The following is a 13,870-nucleotide window of genomic DNA, read 5'->3' on the forward strand; positions in this document are numbered from 1 at the left end:
GACACCCCGCCCATGATCCCCCGCTACACCCGCAAGGAAGCCGCCGACGTCTGGAGCCCCCAGACGCGCTTCAAGATCATGTTCGAGATCGAGGCGCACGCGGCCGACGCGATGGCCGACCTGGGCGTGATCCCTAAGGAGGCCGCTCGGGTGATCTGGGAGAAGGGCCGCGACGCCATCTGGAACGCCGAGCGCATCGACGAGATCGAGCGCGAAGTGAAGCACGACGTCATCGCCTTCCTCACCCACGTCACCGAGATCGTCGGTCCCGAGGCGCGGTTCCTGCACCAGGGCATGACCTCGTCCGACGTCAACGACACGGCGCTGGCCGTCCAGCTCAGCCGCGCCACCGACCTGCTGCTGGACGACGTCGACATGGTGCTGGCGGCGCTGAAGAAGCGCGCGTTCGAGCACCGCTTCACGCCCACGGTGGGCCGCAGCCACGCCATCCACGCCGAACCCACCACCTTCGGCCTGAAGCTTGCGGGCCACTACGCCGAGTTCCAGCGCGCCAAGGAGCGCCTGGCCATGGCGAAGTTCGAGATCGCCACCTGCGCCATCTCCGGCGCCGTGGGCACGTTCGCCAACGTCTCGCCGGACGTGGAGGCCTACGTCGCCGACAAGCTGGGCCTGGCCGTGGAGCCCGTTTCGACCCAGGTGATCCCGCGCGACCGGCACGCGGCCTACTTCGCCGCCCTCGCCGTCGTCGCCAGTTCCATCGAGCGCATCGCCATCGAGATCCGGCATCTCCAGCGCACAGAGGTCCTGGAAGCCGAGGAGCCGTTCGACCCGGGCCAGAAGGGCTCGTCGGCCATGCCGCACAAGCGCAACCCGATCCTGACCGAGAACCTCACCGGCCTGGCGCGGCTCGTCCGCTCGGCGGTGACGCCGGCGATGGAGAACGTGGCGCTCTGGCACGAGCGCGACATCAGCCACTCGTCGGTCGAGCGCGGCATCTGCCCCGACGCCACCGTGCATCTGGACTTCGCGCTGCGCCGCCTCGCCGGCCTGATCGACCGGCTGGTGGTCTATCCCCAGAACATGGCGAAGAACCTCGACCGTCTCGGCGGCCTGGTGCATTCGCAGCGGGTGCTCCTGGGGCTGACCCAGAAGGGCCTCTCCCGCGAGGCGAGCTACGCCGCCGTTCAGCGCAACGCCATGAAGGTCTGGCGCGGCGAAGGGGCCTTCCTCGATTTCCTCAAGGCCGACCCCGAGATCACTCTCTCGGACGCCGAACTCGAGGACCTTTTCGACCTCGAGTACCACTTCAAGAACGTCGACCGCATCTTCGCCCGCGTGTTCGGCGAGGACGCCCACGCCAGGGCGGCGGCCGAGTAGACCCGGAACGGAGGCCGTCATCGCCACCACGATCGACGATCTCCGCCGCCTCGCCCTGGCGATGCCCGGGGCCCATGAGGTCACCTACAAGGGTAATCCCTGGTTCAACGTCGGTACGAAGAGCTTCGCGCTGGCCATCGACGGCCGGGTGATCCTGAAGCTGGAAAAGGGCCACCAGGAACTCCTCTTCGAGATCCGGCCGCAGACCTTCAGCAAGTGCCCCGTCGCCACCGTCTACTGGAGCTACGTCGAGCTCGGCCATCTCGACGAGGCCGAACTCGAGGGTCTCGTCCTCGAGGCCTGGACCCAGATCGTACCGAAGAAGATCAGTCGCCCGTTCCTGGCAGACCGCGCCGTCACCTGAGCCCGAAACGGCCCCGATAGACGGCGAAGCGCTCCAGGACCTCGTCGGGATCGAGCCCGAAGTCCTCCGGCGCGTAGCGATGCACGCCGTGCTGGCGGTTGAGCTCGGCCAGCCGCGCCGCGGCCGCGGCTTCGCTCGCCTCGGTCCAGTCGACGTCACAGGCGGCGCAGAGCTTCCTGGCCACGCCGGCGGGATCGGCCGCGAGGTCGGTGAAGGCCACATCCACGATGCGCGCCTCCGGGCGGGCGTCGCGCGCCGCCATGGCGCGGTCGAACCAGGCCGCCGTCGCGTCCAACTGGTAACGGCCGACATCGCGCGCATCGACCGCATCGCTGTAGGTCGAGCGGAACACCGCGAAGAGGCTCGCCCCCGACGTCACGGTCTGCACCACGTCGCGGTGCAGATGCACGAGGCACGCGTCCGGGAAGACCGTCAGCAGGCTGGCCAGCTCGGCCGTGTGCGCCGGCGCCTTGAGCAGCCAGCGGCGGCCGCTGCCGTCGTCCAGCAGCCGCAGCACGTCGCGGTAGCGGCGGTAACTGCCCACGAAGTCCTGCGTCGCCAGCCACCGGGCGTAGGCCGGACAGCGCAGCGTCGACGTGAAGCCCCAGTTGCGGAAGTCCGCGCCCATGGCCAGCACGCACTCCTCCTCCAGCCGCCCGCCCGACGGGTGGATCGAGGCCATGGCCGGATTGAGCAGGTGAAGCCGCCGATGCGCCGCCTCGCCCGCGTCGATCAGCGCTTCGCGCGCCGCCGGATCGAGGCCGGCGAAGCGCCACGGCGCAGAGAGCTCGGCGGGGAACAGCCCGCGCAGCCCGGGCAGCGCGGACATCAGCCGTTGCAGCAGCGTGGTCCCCGTCCGCCAGCCGCCGAGGATGAAGACCGGCCGATCGACCGTCCGCGCCTGCCGCTCCGGCGCCGCTTCCAGCGCCCGCGCCATGCCGCGACGCGCCTGCAGGCGGCCGCTGGCCGTGCCCGCGATGCTCCGGACGCCCAGCGCGTTCAGCCGCCCCTCCTCGCGCGCGGACGCCAGATAGATCTCCAGGCCAGCCCGCCAGTCGCCGTCGTCCGCCTCGGACAGTCCGCCCTTCGCGAACGCCGCCGCCGTCACCGCGTCCACGTCCAGGCGATAGCGGTCAGGATTGGCGGCGCGGTCGGCCTCGGCCGCCGCGTACAAGGCCTGCGCCTCCGGGCTCCGCTCGGCCTGCGTCCACACGCTCAGCGCTCCAGGTCCGCGATGGCGACGACCCGCACGGCCGGCAGCTCGGGCGTCTCGGCCGGCTGCAGCCAGCGGATCACGAAGAGGCCGTAGGGCCGGCCCTCGGTGTCGAGCCAGTTGGCGACGCCCGGGTCCTCGCCCGCGATCACGATCCGGAACCGGCCGTCCGCGTCCATCCGCACCCGCGGCCCCGCCAGCGAGACGGTGCGGTTGCGGTAGTCCAGCGAGTTCAGGAAGCGGCTGTAGAGCAACACGCTCCAGTGCCGAGCTGCGACGGCGCGCCCCTCGATCACCAGCGCCCGCCCCGGCTCCAGCCGCCAGGCCCCGCGCTGATAGTGAATGCCGGGCTCGGTGTAGACCGCCCCGCCCTGCATCTCCGACCACTCGCGGATGCTGTTCGCGGCATCGGTCTCCTGGGCAGCGCTCCGGGCCAGCACCTTCGCGGCGCGCTCCAGGGTGACCCCCGTGTTCTTCAGGCGGCGCGTGAACCGCGCGGCCTCGATGAGCGGCGGAGCCGGGACGTCATCGACCCTTGCGATCGCGCAGTCGCCGTCCATCCGCTCCGGATCGTCATAGAACTGGCGGACCCACACCATGTTCGCGCCGGCAGGGATCGGGACCCACTGCCCCACCGCGTCGCCGGCCGCCCCGCCCAGGGTCAGCGTGAAGCGCCCCCGGGCGTCCAGCACCAGCTCGTCGCTGGTGATCCGCGCCACGGTCTGCGCCTCCAGGCCCTGGCCCTCGTAGACGTTCACCGAGGTGAAGGCCGCATGCCGCGCCACGCCCTCGATCCGATAGCAGCCGCCGCCGGCGATCTCGGCCACCCAGTAGAGGCAGTCCGGATTGTCCATGTAGAACTTCGAGCGCCACAGGTTGAACGGCGCGAGCTCAGGCCGCGCGTCGTCCACCTCCAGGCGGCCGAGCTGGTTGGACAGCGCGCGCGCCAGCGCCCGGAACCCGTCCGCGCGCTCCTGCGGCGAGAGATCTCCGGATGCAGCCTCCATGCGCCGTCCCGCCTCGGCCAGCGCCTCGACGAATCCCTGCCACGCCTGGTGCGGTCCGCTCGCCGTCTCTTCCATGCGCATCCCCCTGCTCGTGGGAACGCTAGCAGGCGCGCGCGCTGACCGTAGGGCAGCCGCATGACCGCGGCCGGCGTGCTGCTCGAACGGGTTCTAGGGTGGGCCGGCTGGATCCCGGCCTTCGCCGCGCCGTGGCGCTACCGGGTCACTTCCCCGACTTCACGCCTTCGCGGGCCTGGGCCAGCAGTTCGGCCATCTTCATGCGGACCTCGCCTTCGGACACGGCCACGCCGGCGCCCTTCAGGTCCTCGAACACCTTGCGGAACACATCCTCGTCGCCCGGCAGTTCAAAGTCCGACTTCACGACGGCCTTCGCATACTCGTCCACATGCGGCGCCTGCAGGCCCATCAGGCCGGCGGCCCACTGGCCGAGCGCGCGGTTGCGGCGCGCGTGCGCCTTGAATTCCTGCTCCTGGTCGAGGGCGAACTTCTTCTCGAAGCCCTGTTCGCGTTCGTCGAAGGTCGTCATCGGGTCCTGGGGGCAAAACTCACGGAGCGGGCGATCCCATATCGTGCGCAGGCGGGCCAAGCAATGGAAAGCGGCATCCCCGCACCCGTTTGCGGAACCCGGCCGCTTTCGCTATTTTTGCCACGCCTGAATGGGGGCGAGAGGCCGAGTCGGACCCGCGCGCGGAGGATCAGTCGCGCGCGTTTTTCGTTTCACCGACGCGGACAAGTCCTCGCCCCATGGAGAAGGCTCCAGATATGACCCGCCGCAAGAAGATCTACGAGGGCAAGGCCAAGATCCTCTATGAGGGGCCCGAGCCCGGGACTCTGATCCAGTACTTCAAGGACGACACCACAGCCTTCGACGCGACCAAGAAGGCCGTCCTGGAGGGCAAGGGCGTCATCAACAACCGCATCAGCGAATACATCATGACGAAGCTGAACTCGATCGGGGTTCAGAACCACTTCATCAAGCGCCTGAACCTGCGCGAGCAGTTGATCAAGGAGGTCGAGATCATCCCCCTGGAGGTGGTGTGCCGCAACGTCGCGGCCGGCTCGCTGTCCACGCGCTACGGCATTCCTGAGGGCCAGCCCCTGCCGCGTTCGATCATCGAGTTCTACCTGAAGGACGACAAGCTCCACGACCCGATGGTCTCGGAAGAGCACATCACCGCCTTCAACTGGGCCTCGACCCAGGAGATCGACGACATGATGGCGCTCACGCTCCGGGTGAACGACTTCCTCACCGGCCTCTTCCAGGGCGTCGGCATCACGCTCGTCGACTTCAAGATCGAGTTCGGCCGGGTCTGGGAAAACGACTTCGCGCGCGTGATCCTCGCCGACGAGATCAGCCCCGATAGCTGCCGCCTCTGGGATTCCGCGACGAACGAGAAGCTGGACAAGGACCGCTTCCGTCGCGACCTCGGCAACGTCATCGAGAGCTACACCGAGGTTGCGCGCCGTCTCGGGATCATGAAGGAGATGCCCACCGTGATTCAGGGGGGCCTCCACTAGTGCGCGCCAAAGTCCACGTGTTCCTGAAGCCCGGCGTTCTCGACGTGCAGGGCAAGGCGGTCGAGCAGGCGTTGCACGGCCTGGGCTGGAGCGGCGTCGAACACGTCCGCGTCGGCCGCACCATCGAGTTCGACCTGAAGGCTGCCGACGCCGCCGCCGCCGAGGCCGAGGTCAGGGCCATGTGCGAGAAGCTCCTCGCCAACACCGTGATCGAAAGCTACCGGGTGGAGCTGGCCTAGGGTGCGTCCGGGGGCTGCGCTGATCGCCGCCCTCACGCTCTGCGGCTGCTCGCAGAAGCCCAACGAGGACGCGCGGGTGGTCTACATGGACCTCGACTGCGCCAGGCCCTTCGACGCACAGGTCGCGGCGATCAAGGCGCAGCCCAGGCTCGTGCCGGCCGGCGAGGTCGGGGCCGAGCCCTACAGCTACTACTCCTCGCCCGACGGCAAGGTGAGCTACCTCGTTACGCGTCCCGGCTCGCCGGCGCACCCGGCGATCATGATCCAGCGGGCGACGTCCAAGGTGCATACCACCGGCTGCGCCTACGGCTCGAAGCGGGGCTACGACGAGCTTCTCGCCTATCTCGAGAGCCTGAAGACCTGGACGCGCAAGGGCGGGACCCCATGACCTCCGCCCGGCCCGACCTCCGCCCGGCCTGAGCACCGGACTGCCTAGGCGCCCGCGGTCCGCTCGACCACGTCGGCGAGGCGTTCGGCGGCGTCGGGAATGGCGACGCTGCGGCTGGAAGCGGCCATCTTGGCGAGCCGCGCCGGATTGTTCAGCAGGATGGTGAGCGCGCTCGCCAGGCTCTCGACGGTGAGCTGGGCCTCGCGGGCGATCTCGGCGCCGCCGGCGTCGGCCAGCAGCCGGGCGTTCTGGCCCTGGTCGTCGTCCAGCGCGATGGCCAGGGGTACGAGGATCGCGGGCTTCCCGGCCACTGCGAACTCGCAGACGGTGCCGGCGCCGGACCGGCCGATGACCAGGTGGGCGTCGCGCAGGCGGCTGGCGATGTCGCGGAAGAAGGGCGCGATCTCGGCGTCGACGAGCGCGTCGCGGTAGGCTCGGCGGGCCGTGTTCATGCTCTCGGCCCGGGTCTGCTGGACGATCTGCAGGCGCTTGCGCAGGTCTTCGGGCAGCGCCTTGATCGCCTCGGGGACGAGCTCGGAGAGCAGCCGCGCCCCCTGGCTGCCGCCGGTGACGAGAAGGCGGACGGGGCCGTTCGGCTCGGGCGGCATGTAGGGCAGGTCGAACAGCGCGCGGATCGGCGGGCGCACGGGGTTGCCGACCACCTGCGCGCGTCCGGCCACCCTCTCCGGAGCCTTCTTGAGCGTCGGGAAGGCGCAGGCGACGGTGCGGACGTAGGGGGCGAGCACGCGGTTGGCGCGCCCCATCACCGCGTTCTGCTCGTGGATGACGGTCGGGCGGCGGTCGAGGATCGCGGCCACGAGGGCCGGCGCCGAGGGATAGCCGCCGAAGCCGACGACGATCCTGGGGCCGATCTCGCGGAAGACGGCCCGGGCCTGCAGGACGCCGCGGGAGACGGCGAACCCCGCCCGGAGCATGCCGACGGGATCGCCGCGCCTGAAGGTGGCCGCCGAGAGACCGATGCGGCGTTCGGCCGGGAAGTCCTGCGCCAGGCCCGCCACCCGCTCGTCGGAGGCCAGCACGATGCCCCAGCCGCGCGCGATCAGGGCCTCGGCCAGCGCCTGGGCGGGGAACAGGTGCCCGCCGGTGCCCCCGGCGGCGACGACGGCGATCTTACGCATCGTTCCTCTTCGGGGGAGGCCCCATCAGTTGTACGCCCCCGCCTTGGCCAGGCCTTCGGTCGGAACGTACGCGCCGGGTCGGCGACGGGTCAGCGCCAGCGCGAGGCCCATGGTCAGCCCGCTGGCCAGCATCGAGGAGCCGCCGTAGCTGATGAAGGGGAGCGTCATGCCCTTGGTCGGCATCATGTTCAGGTTCACCGCCAGGTTGATGATCGCCTGCTGGCCGACGAGCACGAAGAGCGCCGCGGCGGCCACCTGCTCGAACGGATCGTTCAGCTTCATGGCGCGCATGAGGCCGCGCACCACGACGAATGCGAAGAGCGAGATCACCAGCAGCAGGAACACGAGGCCGAACTCCTCGGCGCCGACGCTCGCGGCGAAGTCGGTGTGCAGGTCGGGCACCTTGCGCTTCATGACGCCCTCGCCCGGACCGCGGCCGAAGAGGCCGCCGGCGGCCTGGGCCACCGCGGCGGCGTCGACCTGGTGGGTGTCGGCCTTCTCCGGCGAGAAGAACCGGTCGACGCGGCTCTGGACGTGCGGGAAGAGGAAGTAGGTGGAACTGAGCCCCGCGACGGCGACGGCGCCCAGGCCCATCACCCAGGATATGGGCACGCCGGCCATCCAGAAGGCGGCGCCGAACGCCACGGTGATGAGCACCGTCTGGCCCACGTCGGGCTGGATCAGCAGCAGGCCCACCGAGACGGCGAAGAGGCAGAAGGCGATGGAGACGCCGGGTACGCCCTGCCCTTTCTGCCCCTCGGCGAACATCCAGGCGACCAGGATGACCAGGGCGGGCTTCATGTATTCCGAGGGCTGGAAGGTGAAGCCGCCGAACTCGATCCAGCGGGTCGCCCCCTTGGCGTTGTGGCCGATGAACGGCAGCGCGATCATCACCGCGATCGCCGCGATCCAGATGAAGAAGGCGGCGCGTCGGATCCCCTTCACGTCCAGCATCGAGACGCTGATCAGGATGACGATGGCCCCAGCGGCGAAAACGCACTGGCGCACCGCGAAGTGGAATGGGTCGCCGATGTTCATGCGCATGGCGGCGGCCGGGCTGGCGGCGAACGAGATCACCACGCCGATGCCGATCAGGATCGCGACGACCCCCAGCATCCAGCGGTCGACCGTCCACCACCAGACGCCCAGCGGCGAGCGGTCGGAGCGCGGGAACGCATGGGCATGGCTGTGGCTGTTCGGCGTGGTGGTGGTCATGCAGCCCCCCTGCTTTCCCTGCCAGAGGGCGTCTGACCGGCGGCGATGGCGTTGACGGCGGCGCGGAAGGCGTCGCCGCGCTGCTCGAAGTCGGCGAACTGGTCGAAGGACGCGCAGGCCGGCGAGAGCAGGACGATCGCGTCCTTGCCAGAGGCCTCGGCGTCGCGGAAGGCGGCCTCCGCGGCGGCGGGGATCGTGCCGCATCGGACGGTCGCGGCCTTGCCCTCCAGCGTCTGCTCGAAGGCCGGCGCGGCCTCGCCCACGAGGTAAGCCTTGACCACCCGCGGGAAGAGGTCGGCGAGGTCGTCGATGCCGCCCGACTTCGGCTGGCCGCCGGCGATCCAGTAGACCTGCGGGTAGGACGACAGCGCCTGGCGCGCGGCGTCGGCGTTGGTCGCCTTGCTGTCGTTGACGAAGCGGACCTTGCCCACCACGCCCAGGGTCTCCATCCGGTGCGCGAGGCCCGGGAACGTCATCAGCGCGCGGGCGGCGGCGGCCGGATCGACACCCAGCCCCCTGGCGGCGGCGAAGGCGGCGGCCGCGTTCTGCCAGTTGTGCCGGCCCGGCAGCGAGCGGGCCCGCTTCAGGTCGGCGACCTCGACGGTGCGTTCGCCCGAGGCGTCGTAGAGCAGGCCGTCCAGCACGTAGACGCCGCGGCTCATGGCCTTGCTGGCGCTGACCGGCACGATGGTTCGACGGTTGGCGGCGGTGATCTCGGTGCAGATCATCTGGCCCCAGGCGTCGTCCACGCCGATGACGGCGGTGTCGCCCTTGCCCTGGTTGGCGAGGATCCGCTTCTTGGCCGCGACGTAGCCCTCCATGTCGCCGTGCCGCTCCAGATGGTCGGGCGAGATGTTGAGGATGACCGTGACGTCGGCCTTCAGGGAGGACGTCAGGTCCAGTTGGTAGGACGACAGCTCCAGCACGTAGACGGCGCCGCCGTGCATGTCGTCCAGGCCGAAGACCGCCGAGCCGATGTTGCCGCCGACCCGGACGTCGCGCCCGGCCTCGGCGCAGACGTGGCCGATCAGCGCGGTTGTGGTCGACTTGCCGTTGGTGCCGGTGATGGCGACGACCTTCGGCCGCCTGTGCTCCGGCGCCGCGTTCACGGTCCGCGCGAAGAGTTCGATGTCGCCCAGGATCTCGACGCCCTGGGCCCTGGCCTTCTCCACCGTCCAGTGCGGCCTGGGGTGGGTGAGCGGAACGCCCGGCGAGAGCATCAGCGCGGCGAAGTCTGACCAGTCGGCGCTCGTGAGGTCGGTCAGCGTGAAACCCTCGGCTTCCGCGGCGGCGCGGGTCCTGGGGTTGTCGTCCCAGAGCGCGACCCTGGCCTTGCCCGCTTCGAGGGCGCGCGCGGCCGCCAGGCCCGTGCGGGCCAGGCCGAACACGGCGACGGTCTTCCCTTCGAATCCGCGGACCGGAATCATGACGCCTGCGCCGACCCTCCCTACCGCAGCTTCAGGGTGGCGAGGCCGACCAGGGCCAGCATCACGGCGACGATCCAGAACCGGATCACGACCGTCGATTCCGACCAGCCCAGCTTCTCGAAATGGTGATGCACCGGGGCCATCAGGAAGATGCGCCGGCCGGTGCGCTTGAACCACACGACCTGGATCATCACCGACAGCGTCTCGGCGACGAACAGCCCCCCGATGATGCCCAGCACGATCTCGTGGCGTGTGGCGACCGCGATCGCGCCCACGGCGCCGCCCAGCGCCAGCGAGCCGGTGTCGCCCATGAAGATCTTCGCCGGCGGCGCGTTGTACCAGAGGAAGCCCAGCCCGGCGCCCAGCAGCGCCCCGCAGAACACCGCCAGTTCGCCCACCCCGGGCACGAAATGGAGCTGCAGGTAGTTGGCGAAGACGAAGTTGCCGACCAGGTAGGCGATCAGGCCGTAGGCGGCCGCGGCGATCATCACCGGCACCGTGGCCAGGCCGTCCAGCCCGTCGGTGAAGTTCACCGCGTTGGCGGCGCCCACGATGATGAAGGCGCCGAACAGCAGGTAGCCCCAGGAGAGGTCCACGAAGTACTGCTTGAAGATCGGGAAGGTGACCGACGTCAGGATCTCCGGGTTCTCCGGCGGCTTCGGCGCCGCCAGGATGATCAGCAGGACCGCCGCCATGGCGATGCTGGCCTCCAGCACCAGGCGCAGCTTCCCGGAGATGCCGGCGCTGCTCTGCTTGGTCACCTTGGCGTAGTCGTCCGTGAAGCCCAGGACGCCGTAGCCGGCCGTCACGATCAACACGGCCCAGACGTAGACGTTGGTCAGGTCGGCCCAGAGCAGGACCGCGGCGAACAGGCCCGCCAGGATCATGACCCCGCCCATGGTCGGGGTTCCGGCCTTCTCGATGACGTGGCGCTCGATGCCGTCGGTGCGGATCGGCTGGCCCTTTCCCTGCCTGGCGCGCATCCAGCGGATGAAGCGCGAGCCCAGCAGGGTCACCACGAACCAGGCGGTGAAGATGGCCAGGCTCGTGCGGGTGGTCTGGTACTTCAGCAGGTTGAGGACCGGGACGTACTGGTGCGCGCCGAAGGCCAGGTAGAGCCAGTAGAACATCAGCGCGTCTCCCCAGGTCGGGCGCTGGAGGGGTCGCCGAGCGCGGCCAACGCCTGGGCGACCTGCCCGGCCTTCGACCCGTTCGACCCCTTCACCATCACGACGTCGCCCGCTCTCACGGCTTCGGCGACGCGCGGCGCGAGTTCGGCCGCCGTTTCCGCGTAGCCGCCGCGCCGAGTCGGCGGAAGGGCGTCCCAGAGCGATTTCATCAGAGGACCGGCGCAGAAGACGAGGTCGATCGACGCAGAGGCCAGCGGCTCCGCGAGGCGGGCGTGGAACTCGGCCTGCTGCGGCCCGAGTTCCAGCATGTCGGTCAGGGCCACGATCCGGCGGCCCGGCGCGGCCCGCGCGCCCAGGGTGGCGATGGCCGACGCCATCGAGATCGGGTTGGCGTTGTAGCTCTCGTCGATGAGCGTGAAGGCGCCGCCGGAGACGGCGACGGTCTTCTCGGCGCCGCGCCCGGCCAGCGGTTCGAACGCGCCCAGCGCGGCCAGGCTCTTGTCGAGGTCGACGTCGAGGGCCTGCAGCATCAGCAGCACGGCCATCGCATTCAGGCCCCAGTGCAGCCCGGTCTGCAGGATCGGGAAGTCCATCGCCGTGCCGTCGAAGCGGGCCTGGACGACGGCGTGGGAGCCGGGAACCTGGAAGTCGATCAGGCGGGCGTCGCAGTGCTCGGCCCGGCCGAAGGTGCGGACGACGGCGCCGGCGTCCCGGGCTGCCGCCGCCAGCAGGTCGAACCAGCGGTTGTCGGCGTTGAGGACGGCGACGCCGCCGGGCTCCAGGCCTTCGAACACCTCCGCCTTGGCGCGGGCCACGCCCGCCTCGCCGTCGGGAAAGTTCTCGGTGTGGACGGGGCCGACCGTAGTGACGAGCGCGGCGTGCGGCCTGACGAGCTTGGAGAGCGGCCGGATCTCCTCGGCGTGGTTCATGCCGATCTCGAACACCGCGCGCCGCGTCGCGGCCGGCATCCGCGCCAGCGTCAGCGGCACGCCGATGTGGTTGTTGTAGCTCTTCACGGACGAATGGGCCGGTCCGGCGAGCGAAAGGCCCGCCATAACCGCCTGGGTGACCGAGGTCTTGCCGACCGAGCCGGTGACCGCGCCGCGCCTGGCCTGCGGCGCCCGCTCGCGCGCCGCCACGCCCAGCTTCTCCAGCGCCACGAGCACGTCGCCGGCGACCTTCACCGCCGGCGCATCGACGTCGCGGCTCACCAGGGCCCCGGCCGCGCCCCCGGCCATCGCCTGCGCCACGAACTCGTGGCCGTCGCGCGCGCCCGCCAGCGCGACGAAAAGGTCGCCGGGCTCCAGGCTGCGGGTGTCGATGGAAACGCCGGTGGCCGCGAACCCGCCTGCCTCCACCCCGCCCGTCGCCGCCGCTATATCCTTCGACGTCCAGAGCGGGTCAGCCATGGACCAGCTCCAGCGCCCTGGCGGTCTCGGCCACGTCGTCGAAGGGGTGGACCACGTCGCCCACGATCTGGCCCTGCTCGTGGCCCTTGCCGGCGACGACCAGGATGTCGCCGTCCTGCAGCATCGCGGCGGCCGCGCGGATCGCCTCGCGGCGGTCGCCGATCTCCTTCGCGCCCTTCGCGCCGGCGAGAACCTCGGCGCGGATCGTGGCGGCGACCTCGGTGCGCGGATTGTCGTCGGTGACGATCGCGACGTCGGCGAACTTCGCTGCGACCTGGCCCATCAGCGGGCGCTTGGTCTTGTCGCGGTCGCCGCCGGCGCCGAACACCACGACCAGCTTGCCGCGGACGTGCGGCCGCAGCGCCTTCAGCACCGTCTCCAGGCCGTCGGGCGTGTGGGCGTAGTCCACGTAAGCCTCGCCGCCGTGGCCGGTGGTCCCGACGCGCTGCAGGCGCCCGGCTACGCCGGTCAGCTTCTCGAGGCCGGCGAAGGCCTCCTCGTAGGACAGGCCCGCCGCCTTGCAGAGGCCGGCGGCCACCAGGGCGTTGGAAGCCTGAAAATCGCCCGCCAGGGGCAGGCGCATGTCGAACACCCGGCCCTCCGCGCGGACCTGGAGCCGCTGGCCGTCGGGCAACAGTTCCCGGGCGAGCAGCTTCAGCGCCTGGCCGGTCTCGCCCACGCTCATCACCCGCTGGCCCGACACCACCGAGGCGGCCGCGAAGAACGGGAAGGCCTCGTTGTCGGCGTTGAGCACCGCCGTGGCGCCCCGCGGCATCAGTTGCTCGAACAGGCGCAGCTTGGCCTTCAGGTAGGCGTCCATGGTCACGTGGTAGTCGAGATGGTCCTGGGTCAGGTTCAGGAACCCGGACGCGGCCAGCCGCACGCCGTCCAGCCGGCGCTGGTCGATGCCGTGCGACGAGGCCTCCATCGCGAAGTGGGTCACGCCCATCTGGCTGATGCGCGCCAGCAGCTCGGCGACGTCGCCGGCGTCGGGCGTCGTCAGGCCGGGCGGGGTGAGCTGGTCGACCGCGCCGTCGGGCCGCGAGACGGTGAGGCCCAGGGTGCCCATGCTGGCCGAGACGTGGCCGGCGCCGGCGAAGATCTGGCGGCAGAAGTTCGCGACCGACGTCTTGCCGTTGGTGCCGGTGACGGCGACGCAGGTCTGCGGCTGGCGGCCCCAGAAGTTGGCGGCGGCCAGGGCGTAGCCCCTGCGCGGATCGCGGCAGACGATCGTGGGGACCGCGAGGTTCAGGTCCTGGTCGGCGATGACCGCCGCCGCGCCCGCCTCGACGGCCTTGGCCGCGAAGGTCGCGCCGTCGGCCCTGGACCCCGGCAGGGCGGCGAACAGGAACCCCGGCCCGACCTTGCGGCTGTCGGCGGTGACGCCGGCGATCTCCGGATCCACGCCCAGGTCGCGCTTCACGATCTTGGAGAGCCGCGCGGTCATCCGGCTTCGCTCCATGCA

General features: G+C 70.6%; 14 protein-coding genes. 5 read left to right on the forward strand and 9 right to left on the reverse strand.

Features of this window, described 5'->3' with window-relative positions:
• Positions 1-12: 12 nt before the first annotated feature.
• Both purB and JNL41_RS00850 read left to right on the forward strand, forming a co-directional pair.
• The gene (gene purB / locus JNL41_RS00845; RefSeq protein WP_293472270.1) at positions 13-1,338 is read left to right on the forward strand and encodes an adenylosuccinate lyase; all 1,326 of its coding nucleotides are present in this window, start codon (positions 13-15) and stop codon (positions 1,336-1,338) included.
• A gap of 61 nt (positions 1,339-1,399) precedes the next feature.
• On the forward strand, positions 1,400-1,702 hold the full coding sequence (locus JNL41_RS00850) for a hypothetical protein (protein ID WP_293472272.1): 303 nt from the start codon (positions 1,400-1,402) through the stop codon (positions 1,700-1,702).
• On the opposite strand, the gene JNL41_RS00855 is transcribed toward JNL41_RS00850, so the two are convergent.
• The 3 genes from JNL41_RS00855 to JNL41_RS00865 form a co-directional block, all read right to left on the reverse strand.
• On the reverse strand, positions 1,695-2,915 hold the full coding sequence (locus JNL41_RS00855) for a sulfotransferase (protein ID WP_293472274.1): 1,221 nt from the start codon (positions 2,913-2,915) through the stop codon (positions 1,695-1,697). The genes JNL41_RS00850 and JNL41_RS00855 overlap by 8 nt on opposite strands.
• A 2-nt stretch (positions 2,916-2,917) precedes the next feature.
• Positions 2,918-3,997, reverse strand: coding sequence for a DUF1214 domain-containing protein (locus JNL41_RS00860; protein WP_293472276.1), 1,080 nt, complete (start codon positions 3,995-3,997; stop codon positions 2,918-2,920).
• Positions 3,998-4,142: 145 nt separating this feature from the next.
• Positions 4,143-4,466, reverse strand: a complete 324-nt coding sequence (locus tag JNL41_RS00865) for a DUF1476 domain-containing protein (protein ID WP_293472278.1) — start codon at positions 4,464-4,466, stop codon at positions 4,143-4,145.
• A gap of 236 nt (positions 4,467-4,702) precedes the next feature.
• On the opposite strand from JNL41_RS00865, the gene purC reads away from it, so the two are divergent.
• From purC to JNL41_RS00880, 3 genes are read left to right on the forward strand one after another with little or no spacing between them, the layout of a single operon-like run.
• Positions 4,703-5,458 (forward strand): phosphoribosylaminoimidazolesuccinocarboxamide synthase, encoded by a 756-nt coding sequence (purC, locus tag JNL41_RS00870; protein WP_293472280.1) that lies wholly within the window; start codon positions 4,703-4,705, stop codon positions 5,456-5,458.
• Positions 5,458-5,697: a phosphoribosylformylglycinamidine synthase subunit PurS gene (gene purS / locus JNL41_RS00875; protein ID WP_293472282.1), complete on the forward strand. Its 240-nt coding sequence runs from the start codon at positions 5,458-5,460 to the stop codon at positions 5,695-5,697. The genes purC and purS overlap by 1 nt, the downstream gene beginning before the upstream one ends.
• A 1-nt stretch (position 5,698) precedes the next feature.
• Complete coding sequence (locus tag JNL41_RS00880; protein WP_293472284.1) at positions 5,699-6,085, forward strand: hypothetical protein; 387 nt, start codon at positions 5,699-5,701, stop codon at positions 6,083-6,085.
• A gap of 44 nt (positions 6,086-6,129) precedes the next feature.
• Here the strand turns inward: JNL41_RS00880 and murG are convergent, their stop codons facing one another.
• Genes murG through JNL41_RS00910 form a run of 6 tightly spaced genes read right to left on the reverse strand, consistent with a single transcriptional unit; the run spans position 6,130 to position 13,852 of the window.
• A complete protein-coding gene (murG, locus tag JNL41_RS00885) occupies positions 6,130-7,224 on the reverse strand; it encodes an undecaprenyldiphospho-muramoylpentapeptide beta-N-acetylglucosaminyltransferase (RefSeq protein ID WP_293472286.1) in 1,095 nt (364 codons plus the stop codon).
• 24 nt (positions 7,225-7,248) lie between these two features.
• Positions 7,249-8,439 carry a putative peptidoglycan glycosyltransferase FtsW gene (locus JNL41_RS00890; RefSeq protein ID WP_293472288.1) on the reverse strand — a complete coding sequence of 397 codons (1,191 nt, stop codon included), beginning with the start codon at positions 8,437-8,439 and terminating at the stop codon, positions 7,249-7,251.
• Positions 8,436-9,866 (reverse strand): UDP-N-acetylmuramoyl-L-alanine--D-glutamate ligase, encoded by a 1,431-nt coding sequence (gene murD, locus JNL41_RS00895; RefSeq protein ID WP_293472290.1) that lies wholly within the window; start codon positions 9,864-9,866, stop codon positions 8,436-8,438. The genes JNL41_RS00890 and murD overlap by 4 nt, the downstream gene beginning before the upstream one ends.
• A 20-nt stretch (positions 9,867-9,886) precedes the next feature.
• Positions 9,887-10,996, reverse strand: coding sequence for a phospho-N-acetylmuramoyl-pentapeptide-transferase (mraY, locus tag JNL41_RS00900; RefSeq protein WP_293472292.1), 1,110 nt, complete (start codon positions 10,994-10,996; stop codon positions 9,887-9,889).
• A complete protein-coding gene (gene murF / locus JNL41_RS00905; protein WP_293472294.1) occupies positions 10,996-12,405 on the reverse strand; it encodes a UDP-N-acetylmuramoyl-tripeptide--D-alanyl-D-alanine ligase in 1,410 nt (469 codons plus the stop codon). Before murF ends, mraY begins: the two co-directional genes overlap by 1 nt.
• Positions 12,398-13,852 (reverse strand): UDP-N-acetylmuramoyl-L-alanyl-D-glutamate--2,6-diaminopimelate ligase, encoded by a 1,455-nt coding sequence (locus JNL41_RS00910; protein ID WP_293472462.1) that lies wholly within the window; start codon positions 13,850-13,852, stop codon positions 12,398-12,400. The genes murF and JNL41_RS00910 overlap by 8 nt, the downstream gene beginning before the upstream one ends.
• Positions 13,853-13,870 lie beyond the last annotated feature (18 nt).

This window comes from Phenylobacterium sp., assembly GCF_016793285.1.
Taxonomy (GTDB): Bacteria; Pseudomonadota; Alphaproteobacteria; order Caulobacterales; family Caulobacteraceae; genus Phenylobacterium.